This is a genomic window from Desulfonatronum lacustre DSM 10312 (assembly GCF_000519265.1).
In the GTDB taxonomy this organism is placed as follows: domain Bacteria; phylum Desulfobacterota; class Desulfovibrionia; order Desulfovibrionales; family Desulfonatronaceae; genus Desulfonatronum; species Desulfonatronum lacustre.
Genome location: NZ_KI912608.1, coordinates 804,060 through 828,947, shown reverse-complemented (window position 1 = coordinate 828,947; position 24,888 = coordinate 804,060). Strand labels below are relative to the sequence as shown.

At 59.2% G+C, this 24,888-nt stretch carries 19 protein-coding genes; 6 read left to right on the top strand and 13 right to left on the bottom strand.

Annotation, left to right across the window (positions count from 1 at the left end):
• Positions 1-39: 39 nt before the first annotated feature.
• Positions 40-240 (bottom strand): hypothetical protein, encoded by a 201-nt coding sequence (locus DESLA_RS22725; protein WP_156932854.1) that lies wholly within the window; start codon positions 238-240, stop codon positions 40-42.
• Positions 241-365: 125 nt separating this feature from the next.
• On the opposite strand from DESLA_RS22725, the gene DESLA_RS18565 reads away from it, so the two are divergent.
• Entirely contained in the window at positions 366-1,361 is a 996-nt protein-coding gene (locus DESLA_RS18565) for a nucleoside recognition domain-containing protein (RefSeq protein ID WP_051434353.1), read from the top strand.
• An 89-nt stretch (positions 1,362-1,450) separates the two neighbouring features.
• Here DESLA_RS18565 and DESLA_RS0103885 read toward each other — a convergent pair whose 3' ends face one another.
• Positions 1,451-3,988, bottom strand: coding sequence for a glycogen/starch/alpha-glucan phosphorylase (locus tag DESLA_RS0103885; RefSeq protein WP_084031866.1), 2,538 nt, complete (start codon positions 3,986-3,988; stop codon positions 1,451-1,453).
• 421 nt (positions 3,989-4,409) lie between these two features.
• Between DESLA_RS0103885 and DESLA_RS0103880 the strand changes: the two genes are divergently transcribed.
• From DESLA_RS0103880 to DESLA_RS0103870, 3 genes are all read left to right on the top strand, one after another.
• Positions 4,410-5,744, top strand: coding sequence for a CBS domain-containing protein (locus tag DESLA_RS0103880; RefSeq protein WP_028571458.1), 1,335 nt, complete (start codon positions 4,410-4,412; stop codon positions 5,742-5,744).
• A 223-nt stretch (positions 5,745-5,967) separates the two neighbouring features.
• Positions 5,968-8,646, top strand: a complete 2,679-nt coding sequence (locus tag DESLA_RS21445; protein ID WP_051434352.1) for a PocR ligand-binding domain-containing protein — start codon at positions 5,968-5,970, stop codon at positions 8,644-8,646.
• Positions 8,647-8,677: 31 nt separating this feature from the next.
• Complete coding sequence (locus DESLA_RS0103870; RefSeq protein WP_028571457.1) at positions 8,678-9,817, top strand: murein transglycosylase domain-containing protein; 1,140 nt, start codon at positions 8,678-8,680, stop codon at positions 9,815-9,817.
• 243 nt (positions 9,818-10,060) lie between these two features.
• Here DESLA_RS0103870 and DESLA_RS0103865 read toward each other — a convergent pair whose 3' ends face one another.
• The 6 genes from DESLA_RS0103865 to DESLA_RS18555 form a co-directional block, all read right to left on the bottom strand.
• On the bottom strand, positions 10,061-10,678 hold the full coding sequence (locus tag DESLA_RS0103865; RefSeq protein ID WP_028571456.1) for a hypothetical protein: 618 nt from the start codon (positions 10,676-10,678) through the stop codon (positions 10,061-10,063).
• Between the two features lie 296 nt (positions 10,679-10,974).
• On the bottom strand, positions 10,975-11,544 hold the full coding sequence (locus tag DESLA_RS0103860) for a hypothetical protein (protein WP_028571455.1): 570 nt from the start codon (positions 11,542-11,544) through the stop codon (positions 10,975-10,977).
• A gap of 180 nt (positions 11,545-11,724) precedes the next feature.
• Positions 11,725-12,618, bottom strand: a complete 894-nt coding sequence (locus DESLA_RS0103855) for a peptidyl-prolyl cis-trans isomerase (protein WP_169732590.1) — start codon at positions 12,616-12,618, stop codon at positions 11,725-11,727.
• 184 nt (positions 12,619-12,802) lie between these two features.
• Positions 12,803-14,008, bottom strand: a complete 1,206-nt coding sequence (locus DESLA_RS0103850) for a type II secretion system F family protein (protein WP_028571453.1) — start codon at positions 14,006-14,008, stop codon at positions 12,803-12,805.
• A 155-nt stretch (positions 14,009-14,163) separates the two neighbouring features.
• Entirely contained in the window at positions 14,164-15,834 is a 1,671-nt protein-coding gene (locus tag DESLA_RS0103845) for a GspE/PulE family protein (RefSeq protein WP_028571452.1), read from the bottom strand.
• Positions 15,835-15,837: 3 nt separating this feature from the next.
• Entirely contained in the window at positions 15,838-17,016 is a 1,179-nt protein-coding gene (locus DESLA_RS18555) for a type IV pilus twitching motility protein PilT (RefSeq protein WP_084031863.1), read from the bottom strand.
• A 541-nt stretch (positions 17,017-17,557) separates the two neighbouring features.
• Here DESLA_RS18555 and DESLA_RS0103830 point away from each other — a divergent pair.
• Positions 17,558-17,842, top strand: coding sequence for a CopG family antitoxin (locus tag DESLA_RS0103830; protein ID WP_035261324.1), 285 nt, complete (start codon positions 17,558-17,560; stop codon positions 17,840-17,842).
• Positions 17,843-18,062: 220 nt separating this feature from the next.
• Here the strand turns inward: DESLA_RS0103830 and DESLA_RS0103825 are convergent, their stop codons facing one another.
• The 5 genes from DESLA_RS0103825 to DESLA_RS18550 all read right to left on the bottom strand — a co-directional run bounded on the left by DESLA_RS0103825 (position 18,063) and on the right by DESLA_RS18550 (position 24,316).
• Complete coding sequence (locus DESLA_RS0103825) at positions 18,063-19,928, bottom strand: type II secretion system protein GspD (RefSeq protein WP_169732589.1); 1,866 nt, start codon at positions 19,926-19,928, stop codon at positions 18,063-18,065.
• Positions 19,921-20,301, bottom strand: a complete 381-nt coding sequence (locus DESLA_RS0103820) for a hypothetical protein (RefSeq protein WP_028571448.1) — start codon at positions 20,299-20,301, stop codon at positions 19,921-19,923. Before DESLA_RS0103820 ends, DESLA_RS0103825 begins: the two co-directional genes overlap by 8 nt.
• An 89-nt stretch (positions 20,302-20,390) precedes the next feature.
• The gene (locus tag DESLA_RS0103815) at positions 20,391-20,936 is read right to left on the bottom strand and encodes a coiled-coil domain-containing protein (protein ID WP_028571447.1); all 546 of its coding nucleotides are present in this window, start codon (positions 20,934-20,936) and stop codon (positions 20,391-20,393) included.
• Positions 20,911-22,494 (bottom strand): hypothetical protein, encoded by a 1,584-nt coding sequence (locus DESLA_RS0103810; protein ID WP_028571446.1) that lies wholly within the window; start codon positions 22,492-22,494, stop codon positions 20,911-20,913. Before DESLA_RS0103810 ends, DESLA_RS0103815 begins: the two co-directional genes overlap by 26 nt.
• A gap of 43 nt (positions 22,495-22,537) precedes the next feature.
• A complete protein-coding gene (locus DESLA_RS18550; protein WP_035261321.1) occupies positions 22,538-24,316 on the bottom strand; it encodes a type II secretion system protein in 1,779 nt (592 codons plus the stop codon).
• A gap of 129 nt (positions 24,317-24,445) precedes the next feature.
• Between DESLA_RS18550 and DESLA_RS0103800 the strand changes: the two genes are divergently transcribed.
• Complete coding sequence (locus tag DESLA_RS0103800) at positions 24,446-24,685, top strand: antitoxin (protein WP_028571445.1); 240 nt, start codon at positions 24,446-24,448, stop codon at positions 24,683-24,685.
• The last annotated feature ends 203 nt before the right edge of the window (positions 24,686-24,888 follow it).

Genomic DNA, 24,888 nt, shown 5'->3' with positions numbered 1-24,888 from the left:
TTACGAACAGCTGTATCCTGGGCACAGGTCCGGGCAAAGTCAATCACAGCCTAAAAAGGCGATACGGACTGGTGACGGGCCGTTTTGTTCTCTGCAAAATATCTGTATTTCAAAACTGTAGATTGCAGCATGTTCTAAGGGAACCTCCAGGGTGGGCCAGGAATCATCGAAATCGAAATCGAAATCGTGATCGAAATCGATTTTTGGTAACTTTCCGATTTCGATTTCGATTTCGATCACGATTCAGAGCGCCTGTAGTGCGAGAACAAAAATGCCCTGCGGACTGGTGACGAACGGGTTGACAGCGAAGCCGGACCTCCATAGGCCTCACGCAACCCTCAAAACAAAGGATCGTCGCGCCCGCCATGCCCTCCCCCAACGCCTTGTTCACCGCTCTGTACGCCTCGCAAGACTTCTTGCGCCGCAACATCCTCGCCGCCGGACAAGTCTGCGCGGCGTTGTTCAAAGTCATGATCCCGGTGATGATCGTGATGAAGGTATCCCAGGAATTGGGTCTGGTGGACGTGGTCGGCCGGGGCATGGGGCCGATGATGGAGCTGTTCGGGCTGCCCGGTCCCATGGGGCTGGTCTGGGCCACGGCGCTTTTGACCAATCTCTACGCCGCGGCCGTGGTTCTGATCACCTTGCTGCCGGAAGCGCCCCTGACCTCGGCCCAGGTCACGGTCCTGGCGACCATGATGCTCATCGCCCACGGCTTGCCCGTGGAATTGAGCATCGCCCGGCGCTCCGGGGCCCGGGTGCGTACCCAGCTCGTCGTGCGGATCGGAGCGGCCATGCTCTGCGGCTGGCTGCTGCATCTGGGCTACGGATGGCTGAATTGGGGGACCACGCCGGTCCAGCCGTCCTGGTTCCCGGACGCTCCACCGGCAGGCTGGACAGCCTGGATGCTGCGGGAAGTCCGCAATCTGGCGGGAATCGCGGTGATTGTATTGATCATGCTCATGCTCCTGGACGTGCTCAAGCGTCTGGGCGTCACGGACCTGATGATCCGCCTGCTCTCCCCGTTGCTCAAATCCATGGGCATCGGCCGGGAAGCCGGGACCATCACCATCGTCGGCATGACCCTGGGCCTCTCCTACGGTGGAGGGCTGATCATCCACGAGGCCCGGTCAGGACGCATCCCGGCCAAGGACGTCTTCCTGGCCCTGACCTTCATGGGCCTGTGCCACAGCCTGATCGAAGACACCCTGCTGATGCTCCTGCTGGGCGCGGACGTCAGCGGCGTGCTTTGGGCCAGGATGGCCTTTTCCCTGGTCTTTCTCTGGATCCTGGCCTGGACCGTGGCCCGCCTCCCGGAAAGGGTGATCAACGCCTTACTGATTCGTCCCCGGACGCCTTGAAAATTACAGCGGGAGCGGAAGGAATTTTATTCAGTCACCGATGAATACATTTACTCATCGGCGACTGAATACTAAACAAAGCTCCAGGATTAAAGCAGACAGGCTTGAGGGTCCACGCCCCAGATGTTTTGGGCGTAGTCCATGACCGAGCGGTCGCTGGAGAACTTGCCCATGTTGGCGGTGTTCAGAATGGAGCGCCGGGTCCATTCGTCCTGGTCCCGGTAGAGGGTGCTGACCTGTTCCTGACACTCCACGTAGGCCCGGTAGTCCGCCAGGACGCAGAAGTAGTCACCGTGGTGCAGCAGGTTGTCGATAATCGGCGCGAACAGGCCGTGATTGTGGGGGGAGAAGACGTTGCCGGAGATCATGGACAGCACCTGCTTCAGCTCCGGATCGTTTTCGCAGAATTGCCAGGGATTGTACCCGCCGCGGCGCAACGCCTTGATCTCGTCGGCGGTGCGGCCGAAGATGAACATGTTTTCCGCCCCGATCTCTTCCAGCATTTCCACGTTGGCCCCGTCCAGGGTGCCGATGGTCAGAGCCCCGTTGATGGCGAACTTCATGTTTCCGGTTCCCGAGGCTTCGAAGCCGGCCGTGGATATCTGCTCGGACAATTCCGTGGCCGGGATGATCCGCTCGGCCTGGGACACGCAATAGTTGGGCAGAAAAACCACTTGCAGCCGACCGGCCACGTCCGGATCGGGGTTGACCACGTCGGCCACGCCGTTGATCAGCCGGATGATCAGTTTGGCCATGAAATAGGCCGGCGCGGCCTTGCCGCCGAAAAACACGGTTCGGGGGACGACATCCTTTGCGGGGTCGGCCTTGATCCGGTTATAGAGGGTGATCACATGCAGCACGTTGAGCAGCTGGCGCTTGTATTCATGGATGCGCTTGACCTGCACGTCGAACATGGCGTCCAGGTTGCATTCAAAGCCCAGCTTGCGGCTCACGTACGCGGCCAGGCGCTCCTTGTTGGCCCGTTTGACGTCCCGCCACGCCGTCCGGAAGGCTTGGTCATCGGCATGGGGAATCAGATCGTGGAGCCGGTCCAGGTTGTACAGCCAGTTGCCGGAAATCTTTTGTGAGATCAATTCGGCAAGACCGGGATTGCACTGGTTCAGCCAGCGCCTCGGGGTGACGCCGTTGGTCACGTTGCGGAACCGCCCTGGAAATACGGCGTGGAACTCCGGAAACACCGAGCTTTTGATGATCTCCGTGTGCATGGCCGCCACGCCGTTGACCGAAAAGCTGCCCACAATGGCCAGATTGGCCATGCGCACGGCCTTTTCCGGGTGTTCCTGGATGATGGACAGCCGGGATTTACGACCGGCAGGGTCGGGATGGCCGTCGTCCAGTCCGTCCAGCCACTGCATAAAGCGGTGGTTGATCTCGTAGATGATTTCCATGTGTCGGGGCAGGACCCGCTGGATCAGGGAGCAGGGCCAGGTTTCCAAAGCCTCTGGCAGGATGGTGTGATTGGTGTAGGCGAAGACCCTGGTGCACAGATCCCAGGCCGTGTCCCAGTCCAACAGTTCCTCGTCCACCAGGACGCGCATCAGTTCGGGAATGGCGATGGTCGGGTGGGTGTCGTTGAGCTGGATGACCACCATTTCCGGTAGCTGATCAAACGTCTCGAACTTTTTTTTGTAACGGCGCAGAATGTCGTCCAGGGACGCGGCAACGAAGAAATACTGCTGACAGAGCCGGAGCACCCGGCCTTGGAGCTTGTCGTCGCTGGGATAGAGCACCTTGGAGATGGTCTCGTCCCGGATCTTGGCCTCCAGCGCGCCGATGTAGTCTCCGGTATTGAAGAACTCCAGGTTGAATTCCGTATCCGACTTGGCGGCCCAGAGCCGCATGTTGATGGCCCGACCGTTGCGGTACCCCGGAACGAGCAGGTCGCAGGCCATGGCCAGGACTTTTTCCGTGTCCACCCAATCGTGACGCAGCCGGCCCTGGTCGTCCACCCAGGTCCGGACCCGGCCGAAAAAGTTGACCGGGGTCATGAACCGGGCCCGGTCGAACTCCCAGGGGGTGCCATGCTTGGTCCAGTTGTCCGGCTGCTCCACCTGGGCCCCGTTTTCGATGGTCTGGTGAAACATGCCGTAATCGTAACGGATGCCGTAGCCGTAGCCGGAGATGCACTGGGTGGCCATGGAGTCCAGATAGCAGGAGGCCAGGCGGCCCAGACCGCCGTTGCCCAGCCCGGCGTCCCACTCCACCTCGGCCACGTCTTCCAGGTCCAGGCCGAATTCGGCCAAGGCTTCCTTGGCCAGATCGTGCAACCCCAGACAGTGCAGACTGTTCAACAGCGACTTGCCGTGCAGATATTCCATGGACAGGTAGTACACCCGCTTGGCCTGTTCATTGTAGTACGAACGCTGGGTTTTGATCCATTGCGCGATCATCCGATCGCGGATGGCCAGGGCCAGGCCGTTATAATACGTGAATGCGTTGGGCCGGGCATAATCGTTGCCCAGACTGGTCACCACGTGCCGCACGATGTCGCGCTTGAGCCCTTCCACGCTGTCGCCGCCGTGCAAATCGCCGTCCCACTGGACGAGACGACTTTTCCGGTCCGGGGAGGCTCCCGCTTCTGCTTTGCCCTTATTCTTCTTGGCCATGGAATTGTCCTTTTTTGTGTATCTACTCAGCACATTTTGTATCCGCCCTTGCTCCGACAATCGGAGTCGGGGTCGCTATCGGAATCGGAATCGGAACAGGAAAAATTTGAACGCTTCCCAGCGTTTTCGATCCCGATTCCGATCCCGACACCGACACCGGCAACGGCACCGGCACCGGCACCGGCACCGGCACTACTCGGTGCTGAATAGTTACCTTTTTTGTTTAATTGCTCCACTGTCCCGACGATCACCGTATCCCGCGACAATCCGTGAACGTGCCCGGAATCCTAGCGAAGATCAGGGTGTGTTGCAAACGCAATCGTGATTGTAGACACGCCCGGAATCAGCTAGAGGAAAAGCAATCGGGGCTTTCCTGGAAAGCCTGGTCTTTGACGACGAGCCCCGGACAGGAGATACGCGAATGATTCTCGTGACCACCCACGTCAACACCGACTTCGACGCCCTGGCGTCCATGGTCGCCGCCGCCTTCCTGCATCCCGGCGCAACGCGCCTTGTCCCGTCCCACGTGCAGCCGGCGGTGCGCGACTTCCTGGCCGTGCACTGGGATATGCTCCGGCTGAACCACCGGGACTCCGTGGACCTGGCCGCCGTGGACGAGTTGGTGGTCACGGACACTTCCAGTTGGGAACGGTTGGACGCAATGCGGGACCTGGCCGCTCGGGACGACCTTCCGGTAACCGTCTGGGACCACCACATGGCCCGCGGAACCATCGCCGCCACGAAGGAACACCGGGAAGAGGTCGGGGCCGCGGTTACCCTGCTTTTGGAACGCTTTCAGGCCCAGGACACGGCCTTTTCCCCGATCCACGCCACCTTGTTTTTACTTGGCATTTACGACGACACCGGTTCCTTGTCCTTTCCCAACACCACGGCTCGGGACGCGCGGATGGCCGCCTTCCTGCTGGAGAACGGGGCGGACCTGAACGTGGCTTGCGCGTACCTGGACAGTTCCCTGGACGACCGTCACCTGGATCTGTTTTCCCGGATGCTGGCCGAACCGGAAATCGTCCGCCTTGACGACCTGCGCGTGGGAGTCTGTGTCCAGGACGCCCGCAAGGAATTGAACATGTTGCCCACGGTGGTCTCCAAGTTCATGGAGATTCAAGGGCTCGACGCCGCATTCGGGATTTTCCCCATGGGTTCCCGCAAGACCGCGGTCATCGGACGCGGCAACCCCAAGCTGTTCGACGTGGGCGCCGTGGTCCGCCGCCTGGGCGGCGGAGGCCACCCCGGGGCCGGTTCCGCCGTTGTCCAGGCCTCGTTGGAATCGACGCGAAGCCAAGTCCTGGAACTGATCCGCAAGGCCCGAACCAGCCAGACGCAAGTCCGCGAACTGATGACCCCGGTCTCCGCCGGACTCAGCCCCACGCACACCCTCCGGGAAGCCGCGGCCATCCTGGAGCGACCAGAGAACCAAAGCGCTTCAAGGACCGACGGCCGGCCCGGAAACCAACTTGGCCGCCAAGCCTTGCCGGTGGTGAACGAACAAGGCAGACTTCTGGGCGTCTTGCATAAAAGCCAACTCCGGAAAATCAAGCAAGATCGGCAATGGGACAAATCCGTGACCTCCATGCTCCACCACAACGTCCCCGTCGTGCATCCGGACCAGGGCCTGCGCGAGGCCCTGCATCTGATGACCCATTCCGATCTGGGATTCCTGCCTGTTGTGGAAGATGATCGTTTGGTCGGTGAGATCACCAGGGCGTCCGTCATTTTGAATATGTACGAATTGTGATTTGCTTCGCGGGGATGGACCAATCGTCACCGTTGGGCACGGCGCGCAGGGCAGATTTGTTCTCAAAACCAAATCGGTATCGACATCGCGATGGAAATCGAAATCGGAAAAATGCCGTGCATACCTCGTGTTAAGTCATCTTCTTGGACATGAGGTTCGATTTCGATCACGATTTCGATACCGATAGATTCAGGATAGCAACTGAACCGAACATGGAGATTTCATGATCCCCACGTCTCCCAGCGACTCCCTCCATGACTATGAAGCACTCGTGGCCAACACGCCCATGGGCGTATTCACGGCCACCCCGGAAGGCCGGTTTCTCAGCGCCAATCCGGCCATGGTCCGCTTGCTGGGATACAACTCAGAAGAAGAGTTGCTGGCATCGGTGACGGACATCGCCGTCCAGGTGTTCGCCGATCCGGAGGACCGGGAGACATTGGTCCGCCTTCTGGATCAGAACGACGAGCTTGTGAATTATGAATGCCGCTTGGTCCGCCGCGACGGTACGCCGCTCTGGACTTCGGCCACGGTGCGCGTGGTCCGGGCCTCCGCCGGGCGGGTGCTGCTCCACCAAGGGTTTCTTTCGGACATTTCAGAACGCAAGCGCACGGAATCGATCATGGCCGCCCGGGACCGGCTTCAACACCTGGCTCGCTCCGGAAGTTTGGCCGAACTGCTCCGGGCCACGCTGGCTGAAGCCGAACAACTCACCGCCAGTCGGATCGGTTTTTTTCACTTTCTTGAAGACGACCAATCCACCATCGTCCTTCAAACCTGGTCCACCAGAACCGTCATGGAAAGCTGCACCACCGGTCCCTCCGCCGGTACCCACTACCCGGTGAGCAGAGCCGGGGTCTGGGCCGACTGCGTCCGCACCCGCGCCCCGGTGATCCACAACGATTATGCCGCCCTGCCCCACCGTCGGGGGCTGCCCGAGGGCCATGCCCCGATTCTCCGGGAAATGGTGGTTCCGGTGCAGCGCGACGAACGGATCGTGGCCATTCTCGGCGTGGGCAACAAGCCCACGGATTACGGAGCCGAGGATCTGGACGTCCTGGCCTCCCTGGCCGATCTGGCCTGGGACATCGCCGAGCGCAAACGAGCCGAGGAAACTCTGCTGGAAAGCGAGGAACGCTACCGACGGATCACGGAATGTCTGACCGATTATCTGTACACCGTCCGTGTTGAGGACGGCCGGGCCGCTCAAACCGTGCACAGTCCGGCCTGCGTCGCCATAACCGGCTTCACGGACGAGGAATTCGCCGCGGATCCCTACCTTTGGATCAACATGGTCCTGCCCGAGGACCAAGAGCTGGTCCGGGAGCAGGCCCGCAAGGTGCTCGAGGAGGGCCGGGCCGAGCCGGTGGAACACCGGATCATCCGCAAGGACGGTCAACGGCGCTGGGTGAGCAACACCATCGTCGCCAGGCTGAACTCCCAGGGGGAATTGACGGCCTACGACGGCCTGATCAAGGACATCACCGAGCGCAAAAGCATGGACCAGGCCCTGCGCGAAAGCGAAGTCAGGGTCCGGAACAAGCTCGACGCCCTGCTCTCTCCGGACGGAGACGTGGGCGAGTTGGACCTGGAAGACATCATCGACACACGGGCCATCCAACTGCTGATGGAGGACTTCCACCGCCTGACTCACATCGGCAGCGCCATCGTGGACCTGCACGGCAAAGTGCTGGTAGCCTCCGGATGGCAGGACATCTGCACGAAATTCCACCGATCCCACCCCGACGCCCTGCGCAATTGCATCGAAAGCGATACATTGCTCTCCACCGTGGGCGAACCCGGGACCTTCAAGCTCTACAAGTGCAAGAACAATCTCTGGGACATGGCCACGCCGATCATCATCGGCGGCCGTCACCTGGGCAACATGTTTCTGGGCCAATTCCTGTTTACGGACGACATGCCGGATCGAGAGCTGTTCCGGGAACAGGCTCACAGGTACGGCTTCGACCCCGAAGCCTACCTGAATGCGCTGGACCGGGTACCGCGATATGACCGGAACACCGTCGACCAGGCCATGGCCTTCTACGCCCGCCTGGCGGATCTGGTGTCCACCCTCAGCTTCGGCCAGGTCAAGCTGGCCCGGGCCATGGCCGAGCAGGACCAGGTCAAGGACGAACTGCGCCAGGTCAACGCCCGACTTGAAGGGACCCTGGCGGACAAGGACAAGTTTTTCGCCATCATCGCCCATGACCTGCGTTCGCCGTTCATCGGCTTTCTCTCCTTCATCCGTTTGATGGTCGGGCACATCGAGGACATGAGCCAGGAAGACATCCGCAAACTTGCCGAGGACATGAAAGGCAGCGCGGAAAATCTCTACAACCTGCTGAACAATCTCCTGGACTGGGCCCGGATGCAACGCGGCATCACCCCCTTTGAGCCCCAGCCGCAACCTCTCACGACCCTGATCCGGGGCACCCTGGAACTCATCGAACCGAGCGCCCGCCAAAAAGCCATCGCCGTACGCTGCTCGGTCCCGGAACACATCTCCATCCTCGCCGATCCTCCCATGCTCAGCACCGTGGTCCGCAACCTGCTGTTCAACGCGGTCAAATTCACCCAACGTCAAGGCGAGATCACGATCACCGCGGAACAGGACGAGGAAACAGTCCGCATCTCGATCCGGGATACCGGAGTGGGCATGGACGAGACCATTCTATGCGGCCTCTTCGCCCTGGATCGCAGAACCTCCCTGCGCGGCACCGAAGGCGAACGCGGCTCGGGCCTGGGCCTGCTCTTGTGCAAGGAGTTCATCGAAAAACACGGCGGCCGAATCTGGGCTGAAAGCAAGCCAGGGCAAGGGACGGTCTTCACCTTCTCGTTACCCCGGATATCTCTCGATGGAGACATTCCTACTCAAAAAGATGGAACGTGTGACCAATGACCAACCTGCCCCAAGACCGTGGAGCCCGACATTGAATCGGCGATCATTCCTCACCCTGATCCCGACGGCGCTCCTTTTCGGGTGTACGCATCGGGAAGTGGAAAAAGGCATCAGATCGACCCATCGCGCCCTTTCCGGGGATGTGGCCGGGGCCGTAGGGGCATACATTCCGACATCCGGCGTTCCGGAGGTCGATCAACTAGTCCGGCGTCAGGTTTCCACCCTGATCAGCAAAATTCAACGGTACTGGAAAGACCGGAAGGTTCCCACGGAAACCGAGTACGTCAAATACACCGACGACTATCAAAGCCGCGCCGTGGTGAACTTTGAAACCGGACGCATCCGCGTGGAAACCAGAAGACAGGATGCTCCCCGGGACGCGCTCCGGCATGCCATTGTCGCGACCCTGCTCACCCCGGAAGACCCGACCACCGTGGACCTGCTCAGCGACAAGGAGGTCAAAATCGGCGGACAACCCTTTCTCTTCGGCCTGGTCGTGGACCATGAAAACCAGAATATCCGCTGGGCCTGGCGAGCCGAGCGCTATGCGGACCACCTGCTCCGGACACGCTACGAAACAAGCGGGTCCGGGCGCTCGCGGGTCCATTTCGTTGCCTTCGAAATGGTCCGGGAATACCAGGGCCGACAGCAGTTCAAATTTCAGGATTCCGTGATCCGAAACGCCGGAAGATTCAACCAGCCCCCGGACCTGATCTACGCGATCATGGAGGCGGAAAGCAGCTTCAATCCCTACGCCGTAAGCCACGTTCCGGCCTACGGCCTGATGCAGATCGTCCCGACCACCGCGGGGCGGGACTGCCACCAGCTCCTCTACGGCCGTCCGGGCACCCCGACCAGAGAGTATCTGTTCGTTCCCGAAAACAACATCCGCATGGGAACGGCCTACCTGCACATCCTCGACACCCGATACCTCAAAATGGTCCAAAACCCGAGAAGCCGGGAATACTGCGCGATCGCGGGATACAATACCGGAAGCGGCAACGTGCTGCGAGCCTTCCACCGCGACCGCAATCAAGCCGTCGCCAGAATCAACGCAGCCTCACCGCAAGAAGTGTACGAACGCCTTGTCCGAAATCTGCCGTACCAAGAGACACGCAACTACCTGCCCAAGGTTGTCCGGCTCAAGTCAAAATACGCGGCACTGCGATAGCCCTCAAAACGTATGGGATAAGCGTATCGAAATTCCGATGGACGGAGGACGCTATGACTGGCGAGCTTCGGGCTTGGGATAATCAGAAGAAGCCGCCTCGAACCCAGCCGCCACCCTCCTCAAAACCCCGTTGCCTCATCCGTGACAAAAGAGAGGGATGAGACCTGAGGGCTGAAACTTGAAGAATTGATCGCGCCGACCCGTAATCCATTCCCCTCCAGGGATGAGCCAGGGGGTGGGCGGTTACACGCGCAGGTCCAGACCGGCGTAGCCTGTCCCGGCCTGACCAAAGACCATGCCGCCGCCGGCAAAAAGGGACGAGCTGGACAGCGAGGACTCGAACCAGACGGCCATATTCTGCATGCTCAGGCTTTGGCGCAGTTCCATGGGGGAAAGCTTGCGTTCCGCGATGCCGGTCAGCTTGCTTAACTGCACGTCCTTTTCGAACATCTCAGCCATGTCCGGGTTGTCGAGGAAATATTGATCGACGACCGCCTTGTCCGGGTGGTTCCCGTTGGCCTCGATCAACCCCGTGGACGGATCAAGGCTAAGGCTGAGGGAGGTCGTTGTGTTCACCCCCAGCGCGGCCATGTCCGCCTTGAAGCTGTCAGACCATTCCTTCTCCCGGCTTTCCTTGTAGTTTAACACGTCTTGGAAGGTAAGCTTGCCGTATGATCTCGGAATGTCCTCCAGCAAGGACTCGATATGCCCCCGAACCTGGGACTTGAGAGAGGTTTGCCCGGAACTCGCGCCGGACTGCTGCGTCCGAGTTTGTTGAGCCGTCTCGGCGGTCTGGCCGGAGTTGACGGCCTGCTGCCAGGAATAGCCGTATACTGCCGAATCAATCGCTTGCGTCGACATCCCGCGCTCCTATGTCATGAGGTTGAACAGGGGAAAATTCTGCATGGCTGTTCCAAAAGCACGAATCGTACCACCTGGAATCGATGGCCGGGTATCGTACATTCGCATGGACGACGGAGTATGGCACGGGACGTGGCATGGTCCATGGCGCTCTTCTCTTTGACTGGTAATCCGCCATTGCCCGCCTCGCCCGAATTGCTCCAGCGATCCCGCCCCGCCCTCGTGCGATTCGCTCCGCGACGCACGGAAGATGGAACCATAGACTCATGGAACCATAGACTCCCGGAGACTTTTGTTCACGTCGGCTCGATAGATTCCGCCACCTGCTTCGGCCCCTTCTTCCGGCGCAAGCGCAACCAGATCAACAGCGCCAGCATCACGGGCAGGCCGATCATGCTTGCGGGTTGGACTTTGGTCTTCAGGATGTGCTGCCATTCCGGAATATAGGTGTATACTTCCCGAGGGCCACCCTCGGCTTCCATGTAACGCCAGACGCCGTCGTCGCCGCGGATGAAGCGCATCGTATCCAAAAAGCGGTCGTTGCCCCGCATGTCCAGAACCTCAAAGGTGGCCTCGGCCTCCCGGCCTTCGAGCCGTAATTCCATCACGTCGTCCATAGCGTAGAATCGCCCCATGTACGGCTGATGCACGCCCTTGTACTTCTCCTGGTTCACGTAGGGTTCGATGAAAAAAGCGAAGTCGTCGTAGGTCGGCCGCTCCTTGTCCAACTGCGCCCGCACCAACCCCTCGGTACTGTGTCCCCAGGCATTCCCGACGCCACCCACCCAAATAGCCACCAACAAGGCCAGCATCAGCCAGATGCATGTTTTGCGGTTAGAAAGAATTTCGTTTGCATTGTCAGTCATTGTAGCTCCGTTTTTTGGTTCATTGTTCGTCGTTCTTCGTTCGACGTCGGAAACCGAGCCAAGGCCTGCCCCCCCGATCTAGCGTGAACCATCCCCCTCCTGTGAGGGGCCAGGGGAGGGTTGGCTTATTCAACGAAAAACAAAGAACGACGAACGAGATAACCCCTTCCCCCTCAGGTCTCAGCTCTCATCCCTCATTTCTATCTCTTCCCCCTTTTCCCTGAACCGCTCCGCTACTTCCGGGTCGATCTCAATACCGTGCTTTTCGCGCAGATGTTCGTAGGCTTCGCCCCAGGCCGCGCGATAGCGGGAGTAGAGGACGTCGTTGCGGATGTATTCCTTGCGCTGCTCGAAGTCCTGCGTTCGGTTCGTCCGCGCATCTTCCAGGCACACCACCGCGAAGCGATCCTCGTGCATCACCACCGGACTGCATTCTCCGAGCTCCAGTGCTTGGAGGCATTCCGCCCATTCGCCCGGAAACCGCCCCAAGGGCATCGGCTCCAGGGCCAACACTTCCACGCCCGGTAAGTCTTCGGCCATCGCGTCCAGAGCCTCGCGATCTTCCGCGCCGCCCAGAATGCCCGCTTCGCCTTCATCCAGGGTGTGGAAAACGGTTGCCGCGTAGGTGTCCGGCAGGGAGTACATCCCGATGTTCTCCTCGAAAAAGGCCCGGGCATCCTCGTCCGTAATGCTCTCTCTCGGAACTTCGGCGACCAGATCCGGCTGCAACGTACGCAGCAACAGTTCGGCCTGGAATTGATGCACGGCCTGCCGGAATTCCGCCATCTCCGTGAGACCCTGGTCCCGGGCCTCGCGAATCAGCGATTCCATATTCAGGACATGCTCCAGCACATATTCCGGCGTGACCCGTCCGGCGTGTTCCTTGGTATCGACCATCCGGCGAGCGTAAGCCAGCAGAAACGACTCGTCCATCCACTTCGAAACGGCGCTGCCGTCCGACTCCGCCCCGCCGCCCGTCCTATGCGAAACCTCAACCTCCTGGCATCCAAGCAGCATGGCGAAGATAAAAAAAATGAAAAGCAATTTCATCTCGGTATTACGTAGAATCGACATGTGTACTCCTTTAGTAATGTTCGTTGTTCTTCGTTCGACGGCTGCGCCGCTGTTCATTGCTGGTTGTTCTTCGTTCGGCGTTCTTCGTTCATTGTTCATCATTCTTATTCAGATATTACAGCAACCAACCTCCTCGCCTCTCCAACGAAGAACAAAGAACGACGAACGGAAAAACGACTCCTCCTCACATCGATCCGGCGTACATGGCCAGCATCCCGGAAATCAGCCCATAGACCACCAGCCCGACCACGCCGCCAAGGGTCAGGATCAGGGCCGGTTCGACCATGGCGCTCATCCGGGCGATTTTGTCCTCCAGCAGTTTCTCATGCACCTCGGCCACGGTGAGCATGGATTCGCTCATCAGGCCGGAGTGTTCGCCGATATTGGCCATGGACATGGTGATGGGCGTGAAGGCCCAGCTCTCCTTGAGCGTGACGGAAAGCGGCTCTCCGGCCATGACCCGGTCCACGGTCCTGTCCAAAAATGCGTTCACGGCCGTATTCGGGATGGTCGCGCTGGTGGCCCGCAGGGCTTCCACCATGGGTATCCGGCTCTCCAGGAGCAGGCTGAAGGTTCGCGAAAAGGAGACCACCACGCCCAGGCGGATGATCGGCCCGATCACCGGCAGATAGACCTTGCCCCGATCCAGATAGTATCTGGTCAGGGGCACGGCGTGCATCACGGCCAACGCTCCGATCCCCGCGCCCAGGCCAATGAGCATGTTCAGACCGTTGTCCTGCAGAAAGGCGGTGGAATCCATCAAAAACTGGGTCACGGGCGGCAGCTTGCCCTGAATCAGCCCCATGAACCGGGGAATCACGAACAACACCATGAACACCACCACGCCCAGGCCCACCACCAGCACGATCCCCGGATAAAAGAAGGACATCATCAGCTTTTTGCGCAAGCTGGACCGGCGTTCAATATAGTCGGCGATGCGCTGAAAGACCGTGTCCAGGATGCCCCCCATTTCCCCGGCCCGGATCAGATTGACCATCATGGGCGAGAACACCCGCGGATGGTGGGACAAAGCATCGGAAAGCGGCGAACCGCCCTCGACCCTGGACAGAACCTCGGCCAGCACGGCCTTGACGTTCATCCGATCGGTCTGGTCGTGCAGAATGCGGATGGCCTGGGTCACCGTGACCTCGGACTTGACCAATGTGGCCAGCATCCGAAACAGAAGCACCTTGTCCTTGGTGGTCACGGGCAGAAACCGCGTGGGCGAAAATGCATCAAAACCGCCGCCGCCCCCGGCCTCTTCCAAGGATATCAGGGTCACCCCCCTGGCCCGCGCCTCAGCCGCCGCCCCCCCCTGACTCTCAGCCTCGATGCGCAACCGAATCATGTTCCCGCCCGGATCCATGGCGCGGCAGTCGAAATAGGGCATGATGTTTTCTCGTTCTTTGTTCGTCGTTCTTCGTTGGCGGCTACGCCGCTGTTCTTCGTTCTTTGTTCTTCGTTCTTGATTCAAATCAGCGCACGACAGCAAAAAGAAAGCTCGCTACTCCAACAAAGAACAAAGAACGACGAACGAAACAACATCTATTCCATCGTCACCCGCATAATCTCCTCCGGCGTAGTCAAACCCATTTTGACCTTGTCCACGCCGTCTTCCAGCAGGGAGCGGTAGTTGCCGGCGGCTTTGGCCGTGCGGGCGATTTCGTGGGTTGTGGCGCCGTGCATGATGCGTTCGCGCAGTTCCTCGTCCACCACCAGCAGTTCGAACAGGCCGACCCGGCCGCTGTAGCCCTTGTGGTTGCACAGCTCGCAGCCATTGAGCGAACGGTGGATCATGAACGCGCCCTCGGGCGTGTCCCGCAGGCCCAGCATGTCCAGTTCGGCCCGGTTCACGGGCCGGGGTTGCTTGCAGTGGGCGCAGACCAGGCGCACCAGGCGCTGGGCCAGGATGGCCCGGGCCGAGACGGCCACCAGGAAGGACTCCCCGCCCATGTCCAGGAGCCGGGAAAAGGAGCTGGGCGCGTCGTTGGTGTGCAGGGTGGAGAGCACCAGGTGGCCGGTGATGGAGGCCCGCAGGGAGACCCGTAGGGTGTCCGTGTCCCGGATCTCGCCGACCATGATGATGTCCGGGTCCTGGCGCAGGATGGACCGCAGCCCGGAGGCGAAGTCCAGCCGCACGCCGCCGTCCACCTGGGTCTGGTTCACCCCGCGCAGGGTCAGTTCCACCGGATCTTCCAGGGAGGTGATGTTCGTCGTATCCGAGCGCAGCAGTTGCAGGGCCCCGTACAGGGTCGTGGACTTCCCCGATCCCGTGGGGCCGGTGACCAGGATCAGACCATGCGGGGAGCGCAGGATGGACTTGAATCTGGTCAGACTCTTCTCATCCATGCCCAGGGAGTCCAGCCGGACTTCCTCGTCGTGGGGCGGCAGCAGCCGGAGTACGGCTTTTTCGCCGTAGTTCACCGGCAGGATGGACACGCGCAGGTTCACGGCCTCCACCTCAACCTTCAGCCGCGTGGGCTGGAAGGCGAAGGAGCCGTCCTGAGGCGCACGGCGCTCAGCTATATCCAGGTTGGCCAGAACCTTGATCCGGGAGATCAGCTTTTGGCCCATGGCCGCGGGCAGGGACTCCACCCGGCGCAGCATCCCGTCCTCGCGAAAGCGGACCAGAAAGCCGTCCATTTCCGGTTCAAAGTGAATGTCCGACACGTTGTTCTGGGAAATGGCCCGGACCATCAGCTTCTCCAGCAGCTCCACCACCACGTTCAGATCTTCACCGTTCACCGCCTGAGTCCGGAAGTCGATCGTGGTGTCGAATTCCCGGGCGTAGGCCATCTGCTGGAGCTTGCGCAGTTGCCGCTCCGTGACCAGAACCAGACGCACCGGGGCACGGACCAGGCGGGAAATATTCTGGAGCATGGCCCGGGGCACCGGTCCGTTGCAGGCCAGCAAGAGTTCATTGGCCTCGTTGCGCATCAAGGGCATCACCCCGGCCCGGCGAGCCATTTTTTCGGGAATCAGGCGCACCACACGAGGATCCGAGGGCGTCCCGTTTCCGATGTACAGGGGAATCTTGGTGAACTCGGACAAGGCCCGCATCACCTGATCCTCGGAGAGCAATCCTTCCCGGACCAGCAACTGACCGATCTTTTCCTGGACCACCCGCTGTACGGACAGAACATGCTCCAGGTTCTCCCCGGTGATCAGGCCCTGCTGGACCAGGTAGCCGCCGAAGCGGTCGCCGCGAGTCATCATGGTCTATCTGGCTCCATTTCCGACACTTGAAGGCACCGGACGAACCCGGCTCCTGGACGTACACGTCCCGGTATTCAGAAGGCCGCGCAAAGTCAGGCGATTGCGCATCATTTCCTGGTTCTTGGCCGAAAGCAGGGCCGTCTCGCTGGAGATCAATCCGGTCTCCATCAGGCCGACGAGGGATTGCTCCATGGTCTGCATGCCGTCGCACTGGCCGGTTTCGATGGCCGAGTAGATCATGTCGTCCTTGGCCAGCCGGATCAGGTTCGAAATGCCCGTGGTGGCGAACATCAATTCCACCGCCGGAACCCGTCCGCACTTGTCCGCCCGAAGCAAAAGCCGCTGGGAGACCACGGCCCGCAGGGTGGAGGAAAGCTGCTGCCGGATCTGGGTCTGTTCCCCGGCCGGGAACGAACCCACCATGCGGTTCACGCTGGACATGGCATCCTTGGAGTGCAGGGTGGAAAAAACCAGGTGCCCGGTTTCCGCGGCCATGATCGCGGTGCGCATGGTGTCCAGGTCCCGGATTTCGCCCACCAGGATCACGTCCGGGTCCGCGCGCAGGGAGTCGCGCAGCGCGTCGGGAAAGGAGTGCACGTCCGTGTGCAGCTCCCGCTGATTGATGATGCAGTTGCAGTTCTGGTGCACGTACTCGATGGGGTCCTCCACCGTGATGATGTTCTTGCGCTCCGCCCGGTTGATGGCGTCGATGATCGCCGCCAGGGTGGTGGACTTGCCCGAGCCGGTCACGCCGGTGACCAGCACCAGCCCGTCCCGGAACGTGGGCAGCCGGGCCATGCTCTGCGGCAGGCCCAGGCTCTGAAAATCCGGGATGCCCTTGGCCAGAAGGCGGATGGCCAGAGACAAGGCCCCGCGTTGATAATAGGCCGCGAACCGAAACCGTCCCACCGAGGAGCTGCTCACGGCAAAGTCCACAGAGCGCTTCTCCTCCAGCACCGTCGCGTAGCGCGGCGGCATGACCTGATCAAGCAAACCCCGAATCTCCTCATGCGCATACGCCTCGCAACTCATGGGCCGCAGATCCCCGCCAATCCGGAACACCGGCGGCTCGCCATAGGTCAGATGCAAATCCGAAGCATCCAACTCCACGGTCTTGGCCAACAGTTCCTCCATGCTCTCGGGCTTGTGCTCTTTTACGATTTGTTGAGTGATGGTGGTCATGGGTTTGTGTTCGTTTATCTGTTCGTTGTTCGTTGTCGGAAAATGTTATTATGTTCGTCGTTCTTTGTTCGTCGTCGGAAACCGAGCCAAAGTCTCCCCCTCCCGATCCAGCGCTGAGCCTGCCCCCTCCTGGGAGGGGCCAGGGGTGATTGGCATTTCAACGAAGAACGATGAACAAGGAACAAAACAACGCCTGTCGTCTCTTGTATTCACTCTGTATATTCATTACATTCTCCAAGGAGATTTGAACTTTGAAAAACCTACTCTGGAGCGAGGACAAGAATTCGCGATTCCTTGAGCAACGCGGGATTTGTTTCGAGGATGTCCTGCTGGCAGTCCAGGAAAACAGACTTCTGGCCATCGAAGTCCATCCTCGCCGGGACAGGTACCCCCATCAAAAAATTTTGGTGGTCGATCTCAATGGGTATGTCCATATTGTTCCATTCGTGGAAAGCGAATCCAGCGTTTTTTTGAAAACAATCTATCCCGACAGAAAATATCATAAGAAATACGCTCATCTTCTCAAAAAGGAGCCCCAATCATGAACACCATCCCCTACCTGGACCAGGAAGAGCAGGAGATGATCGAATCGATCCACCGGAACAACTATCAACAGCCCCCGGACATGGCCGCGGAGATGCGGGCTTTTTCAGACCTGGTCGACAGGACGATCAACAAAAAAAAAGCCATCAGCATCCGCCTCCTGGAATCCGACATCCAAAAAATCAAGGCCAAGGCCATCCGGGAAGGCATCCCGTACCAAACATTGATCAGTTCCCTGATCCACAAGTATGCCAATGACAGGATATCGTCCTCGGTGATGTGATTGTTGTCGGTTCGTCGTTCTTCGTTCTTGGTTTCCACGAGATTTCGGAGGTTGGAGCGTCAAGCTGAATATCCTCGAAACCGCCGACCATTCCCCTCCCCTGGAGGGGCCAGGGGTGGTTGGCATTTTAACGAAGAACAACGAACGACGAACAAAACAACATCTTCCGCAAACGAAGAACCAAGAACAAAGAACAAAACAACATCTCTTCCTTCCCCCTTCACTCTTCCACCGGCTTAAACAACATACCCTCCGGAATCACGCGCTCTTTCGCCTCTTCCGCCTCGTCCAAAACCCGGCTGCTTCTTTCCAGAAAACGGCGGGTCGTGTCCGGGGCTTCGTCAGGTGCGCCCATGACGTGCGGGGTGATCAGGATGACGGTTTCCGTGCGCGATGCTCTGCGTTCCACCTTTTTGAACAGGTAGCCCAGGACAGGGACGTCCCCCAGAAGCGGGACTTTTTGTTCGTAGTCTTGGTCCTCGATGTCGATGAATCCGCCCAGGGCCACGGTGTTGCCCGTGGGTACGGAGAGGATGGATTGCAGTTCGCTCTTGTCCACGCCGTCCAGGGGAAAGGTGATCGGTGTCCCCGTCGCGTCGTTGATCAAGGTGATGCTGGAGACGTTCAAATTCGCGGACTCGATGAGAGCCACGATCTCCATTGTGATGGTCCGATCCGCATTGATGAAGCTCTTGATCTCCAGGTCCGTGCCCAGTTCCCGGTTGCTGATCTGGGGCATGAAGATGACTAGGTCCTGCAGGTCGCTGGCCCGGATGGTCTCCTTAGTCACTCCCGTGCGCAACGGGACCTGCTTGCCCACGAAGAAACGGACCTCGGCGTTGTCCGCGGTCATCAGAAACGGGGAAGCTATGGTGTTCAACCGGTTTTCCTGGGCGAAAAGCTGCATGCGCGCATTGAGCAGATCCGTTGAGAAAACATAGGACAAGGTATCCGTCGCCAATTGTCCCACGCCTCCCAGGGTGGTGAAATCGGTTTGATAGAACCCATCCCGACTGATGTTCCGGTCACTGGTATTCCCGAAATCTCCATAGGAAAAATCGAAGAACGACTGAAAGCCGTCTCCCAGCTCCAGCCTTACGATCCGTACCTCCAGCAACACCTGACGGACCGGGGTATCCAGTTCCCGGATCATGCCGGTGATGTGCCGCAACAGCCCCTCGTCCATGGATCGAACCACAATGGAATTGTTCTTCTTGAACACCGTGACGATGGCCGGCAACCGACGGCCCAGGGCACTGCTGGCCTCTTCCATGTGCTGGGTGGTCTCGGCCTCGCCCAACTGCACAAGCCTGCGTCGCTCTTCCGCCGTAAGGTCATCGAGCTTACCCGGCTCATCCGCGCTGCTGCCCACGCTATGGGCCTCCAAATGCCCGTAGACCGACTGCCCGCTCATGTCCCGGAATTCCACCTCCGGGCCGAGCAGCGTGGCCAAAAGGGCGGCCATGTCCTGGGCATTGGTGTAGCGCATGAAAAATGCCTGGATCTTCTCGGATTGGTGAAAGACCATGGTGTCGGCAAAGGCTTGCTCGGTCATCACTGCGGTCACCCGGCCGTCCGTGCGGAACCACAGTTCGTTGCCTCGCAACAAGGCCTCCACGGCCGAACCCAAGGTCACGTCGCGCAAAAACAGACGGACTTTCTTTTCAGTCACCTCTCCCTGAAGCATGAGGTTGACGCCGCCCACCTCATTGAAGAGTTCCGCCGCGATATGCAGAGGAACATCCTGGAAGAAAACCTCCTTGATCTTCGTATCGCTGTCAGGATGCCGAAAACCCGAACGCATGGCCCGGTCCTGGGACGTGGGGCGATGCGAACTAATCAACCGCATGTCCGGATCTTTCTGGGGAATGCGCACGATGGGCTGGGTGTCGCGCTGCAATACCGGAGCTGGCGGCGTGTACTGAAGCTGGGCCGCGGGCTGTACGGTCTTGCAGCCCGTGAGAATTGCCAAAAGCAGGCAGATCAGAACCAGCCCCCCCACTCCCCAAGCCGCCGGAAGCAAAGGGGCCGTAAGCAGGTCTTCCAGGGCAACGCTCCGCGATTCGTGGCCGGATGTCCTACTCACGCTCTTCCACCCCGATCTCGTACCAGTAATCATCCTCTCCGCGCAGCACCAAGCGACGCTCGCCCATGCCCTCCACCCGGAACTCGTGCCGCAGGCCGTCCACCATCACCTCCAGCCGGTCCAGGGGCCGGAGCACCCGGTAGACCCGAGAAGTCCGCAAATAGACCACGGCCCGAAAGGAGTCCTCGGTGAGCAGCAGGCCGCGCAGCTTGATTTCATCCGCGGCTTTGGGAAAGTCGTAGGCTTCCAAGGGCGGAATGGGGCTGAAAAACGGCTCCCGTGCCGATGCCGGAGCAATCCAGCAGTACATCACGCAAAAGACGAACATGCCGACCAGCCCGATTTTTAATATGGAACGCTTCAAAACAAACATGAATTTGATTCCTGTTATCCTAAATAAATAATCCACTCACCGAATCCAAACCGCGATACAGCGAAAAATGAGATCTTTACAGCGTACGGCTATCTCACGATCCACAAGTCCATAACCATCTTCAACAACCAGGGTTTGTCATCCCTGGAAACGCTGACCTGCTCCACGAGCATCGGAGTGTTGTAGGTGCGAAGTTCTCGGAGCATACCCACGAGACTTCTGAAATCGCCTTCAGCCGTGATCCTGAATATCCGCCATTCGAGATGCTTCTTTTCAACGCCGCGAGGGACCACGTTCAGCACGCGCAGATTACGGCGCTCCATCTCTTGATACGCCCAGTGCTGTGCGCGGATCAGGGCTTCCTCGTCACCGACACGGATGTCCAGCACTGTCAATTCCTGCTCCAGTTCCGCCAGGGCCTCCCGTTGGGTTTCCAAGCGTCGCCGCAGTTGAAACGGCGGTTCCGCGGCCTGCATTTCGTTGAACTGGGTGATGCTCCGGTTTAACTGCTCCCTCGCCCGGACCAGGGCCTGTTGCTGAGGGTCGTAGACATGCTTGAGGTAGAAAAAGAGCATGCCAGTGATCACTGCGGCGATCAGGCCGAATTTTTCAAGTTTGGTCAGCTTTCTGGCCACTTCCCGCCTCCAGATGCATCACGAATCGATGGGACGCGGAGCCCTTGCCGCGTGTCTGTTGTTGCGGCTCCAGACGTTGCACGTCCACGGACATCCCCGCTTCTTCCCGCAACCGCAGGGCGAATTCGAGTATCGCCGAGGGCGACACGGCTTCACCGCTGACAACGTACCTGCCAGACTCGCGTTGATCATGACGAATGCCGATCAGAGCCACTGTTTCCGGAAGATTCCGAATCAAGGCGTCGTACATGTCAATCCTGGCTTGCAAGGGTGTGTCCCAGTCATCCCTTATGTACTTCAACTGTTCCCGTAACTCTCTGATCCGCTCGTCAACCTTCTGAATGTCGCCTTGCAGACGGTTGGCCTCGTCATGTTCTTTCTTGCGCTCGGAAAGCTGGGTCTCAATGCCCCGGCGCTGTTCCAGCAGATCTTTCTCCTGATAGCGCATCAACAGATTGTGACCCAACAGGACCACGAACAGAAACGAGGCCGCGGCCAAGGGCATCAGGTAAATGCTCTGCCGGATGCGCACCGCCGCGGGCACGGCGTCGGAAATGCCGATGGTCTGCATGCCCTTGCCGCCCAGCTCACGCATGGCCGCGCCCGCGGCCGTGGCGAACATCGGGCCTTCCTCGGAGCCCGCCGTGGTCAGGCCGGAGGTGCGTTGCAAAAGCACCGGCTCGACTCCAGTAGGGGCCAGAGTACGTAGAAAGGCCACAATCCGATGATCCATTGCCCCGACCCCGGTCAGGGCCACGGGCAGCGGCCCCGGCGCTTGGCCGAAGTTGAAGCGCAAGCTGTCTTCCAGGTCCGGCAAAGCCCGACCGTCCAGATGCGCCCGGATCATCTCCGCCGTGACGTTCATGGCGTTGATGGCCAGGGTCGAGCCGCCCCTGAGCAGAGCAAACCCCGAAGAAGCCGTGCCGATCTCCAGCACGCCACGGTCCGATTCTTCGTGCTGATACAACAAGGGCACATGAAAGCAGACCTCGCCGGGATAGACCCGGGACAGCTTCAGCCCGGCCAGACGGAAACGCTCCTTGGCCGCCCGATAAACGTTCTGTTCCAGCACGGCCACATGAACCATGATCTCTTCAAGCTCTTCCTGGATCTGCCCCGGCTCCACACGAGTTTTCTCCACCTCCACCCCGGCCAGGGACTGATTTCCTGGAACGCCGGTATACGTCTCGGCCTCCCACTTTACGGCTTCGGTCAGCAAGTGGCTGCGCATGCTCAAAACCCGCTCCCGGTTCATGGGCAGGACCACCAGGCGAGCCAGGGGTGTGACGAACACGGTTTGGATGTTCTGCTTGCAGTTCAGGCGCTTGCGGACTTCCTGAAGCTGAGCGATGCCCGGCAGATCATCCCCGGCTTCCGGCGCCTTGACCGCCACGAACTCCATGATCTCCCGCTCCCGCCCTTTGGCCCGAACCAAAGCCGCCCGAACCTCATCCTCCACATACTCCACGCCCAGGCACAACGCGCCGAGCATGGGCAGGCGGGACAGAAGTTTGGAGAAATTCGGACGGCCGATTTTGGGGAGGGAAATGCGGGGCATTGAGGGACGTTTGTCGTTTCGGAGGTTGGCAGAGGAAATCAGTTTATTCGTCTTCTTCGGGGTCGGGCAAAGGCTGAAAGTCTGAAGCGTTCAGACTAACGTTCACATTCTTTGCCGGATGGCCATAGGTGCTGAAAATCTTCCACCATGCGTTATCGCCCGGACTAGGCTCATCACCTCCGCCTTCCCAGCAAACCCAATATCTGCCACCGGTGACGATCTGCTTATCGCCACCGTTGTCGTCATACTTAGCCTTGAACACGCACAGATCATCGATCACCTCATGGGAAACAAGGTCGGATTGATCAGGCAAAACACCGTATATTCCGCATTTGACCTCATTGCAGTCGCCTCCCGCGATGGCCAGCGTCACATCCATAAAGCCCGGCAACCATTCGTTGCGCCGGACGATGCGTACGATATTGTCCTGATTTGAAGGATGATCGGGATTGTAGTGATTCATATAAAAACGGACTCTTTTCGATAAGACAGCAGGGCCTCCAGCTTTAAGATAATCCGGGTCGACATAGGGCTCTCCCGATTCATCCGCCGGGGGAAAATGAAAAGCCCCCGACTCCCCGCCGGAAAGAATCATGAACTGTTCCAAATTGTTGCCGTTGATTTGCTCCACAACTCTGAAAAAATGATAAGCGTTGTCCCAGGCGTCCTTGAGTTCTTCGCTCTCATTAGTCCCGTCCGGCGCTTCAAGATAGGCGTGCCGCCAACCCACGCCGAGCCAGCTGGTGGCCAGCTCGCCACGTTCCCAAAGTCCGCGTGGTTGCCCATATTTGAACGCTATTTTATCAGAGAAAGACTGATCCTCACATTCATATTCCCATTTCCCGGTCCCACTAACGGCAATCTCATCTTCGCAATCGACCATATTTCCCCCGTCATCACGGCACACCCAGTTGAACAACTCCGGCCAGTCCAGAAGATCGCCGGTGTATCCGGTATTCGGGCCGGAGGGAGATTCGCCGATCAGGGCGCGGACCATGCGGTCCATGTGGTCCTGGGTGATGAAGATCAATTGATGGGTCGAAGTGCTACGTAACGCTCGCGCCGCCAGTACCGCACCCCATTCGCTCTTATGCAACGCCCTGACGATCTTGCCCTGGTTTTCCGGGGAATCCGGGTCGCAGTCCTGTTCATAATCATCTTCGTACCCAAACCCGCGCGGCCCCAGGGAGACGATACAGAATGTTTCGCCTGTTTCGCCGATGATAAAAAACCGGAACGCCCGGTTCCAGCCGTCCGTAAGCTGCTCACTGCCTTGCAGGAGGTGGAAATATTCACGGTCAGTTGGGTCCAAGCCCTCATATTCCGCCTGATTCTTGGCGTAATGTTTGCCCAGGGCCGGGTTGCGGGTTACCGGCGGGGTCAGGTAGGGGCCTTTCCACTTGCTTCTGTCTTCGGCAGCAACCTCGTCCTTCGCCCACAGCCCCCGTGGCTGACCCAGGCTTTCTTTTTTCGTGTCGCCATCAATTTTTAGATTTTTGAACGGCCGCTCCCACTGGAATCGCCCTCCGACAAACTCTCCACGCTCCCCGTCCAGACCGCCGCCCCCCCCCGGCTCATACAACTCCGGCCACTTCCCAATATCCCCCACATACCCGCCGATGGTCCGGCTGAGGTCATAGTGGTCCTTGATCTGCTCGTGCCCGAGGATGGCCTCGACGATGGCGTCCATTTTCTCGATGGTTACCCGTTCCCGCTGCGAATCGTCCAAAGTCCCCCGCATGGGCCAGATCATGGCTGCCATCAAGCCCATGATCCCGATCACGACAAGCACTTCCAGGAGGGTAAAGCCTTTGTTTTTCATGTAAATTTGTTCGTCGTTCTTCGTTTTGCGGCTACGCCGCTATTCTTCGTTCGTCGTTCTTCGTTCTTGACGCACATCTCCCGGCCGATCTAGGCAGAATACATGCTGACGACGAAAGGAGGGATCTGCATGAATATGGCGCGTCATGTTCGTATTTTTCGCAGTGGCTGCTGCCAAGCCATTCGCATTCCCAAGGAGTTTGAACTGGATGCCGACTCGGCCATCATCCGCCGTGAGGGTGATCGGCTGATCATCGAGCCGGTCAGGACAAAAGGGTTGCTGGGTACGCTTGCCACGTTGTCCGCCATCAATGAGATTTTTCCGGATATGGACTCCGGGTTGCCTCCCCTGGATGATGTGCATCTGTAATCCCTCAACCATCCCTTTATCCCCTCCCTGGAGGGGCCAGGGGTAGGTTGGCTTTCCAACGACGAACCAAGAACGAAACAACATCTTCTCATCTCACCCAGGAAGGAGAGCCGCTTGGAGGGCCCGTGCGAGGCGGACGAGACGAACGATCCCCCTCCTGGGTGGCATGCAAAGATAAAAGGCGAATCATTTTCAAAATCCAC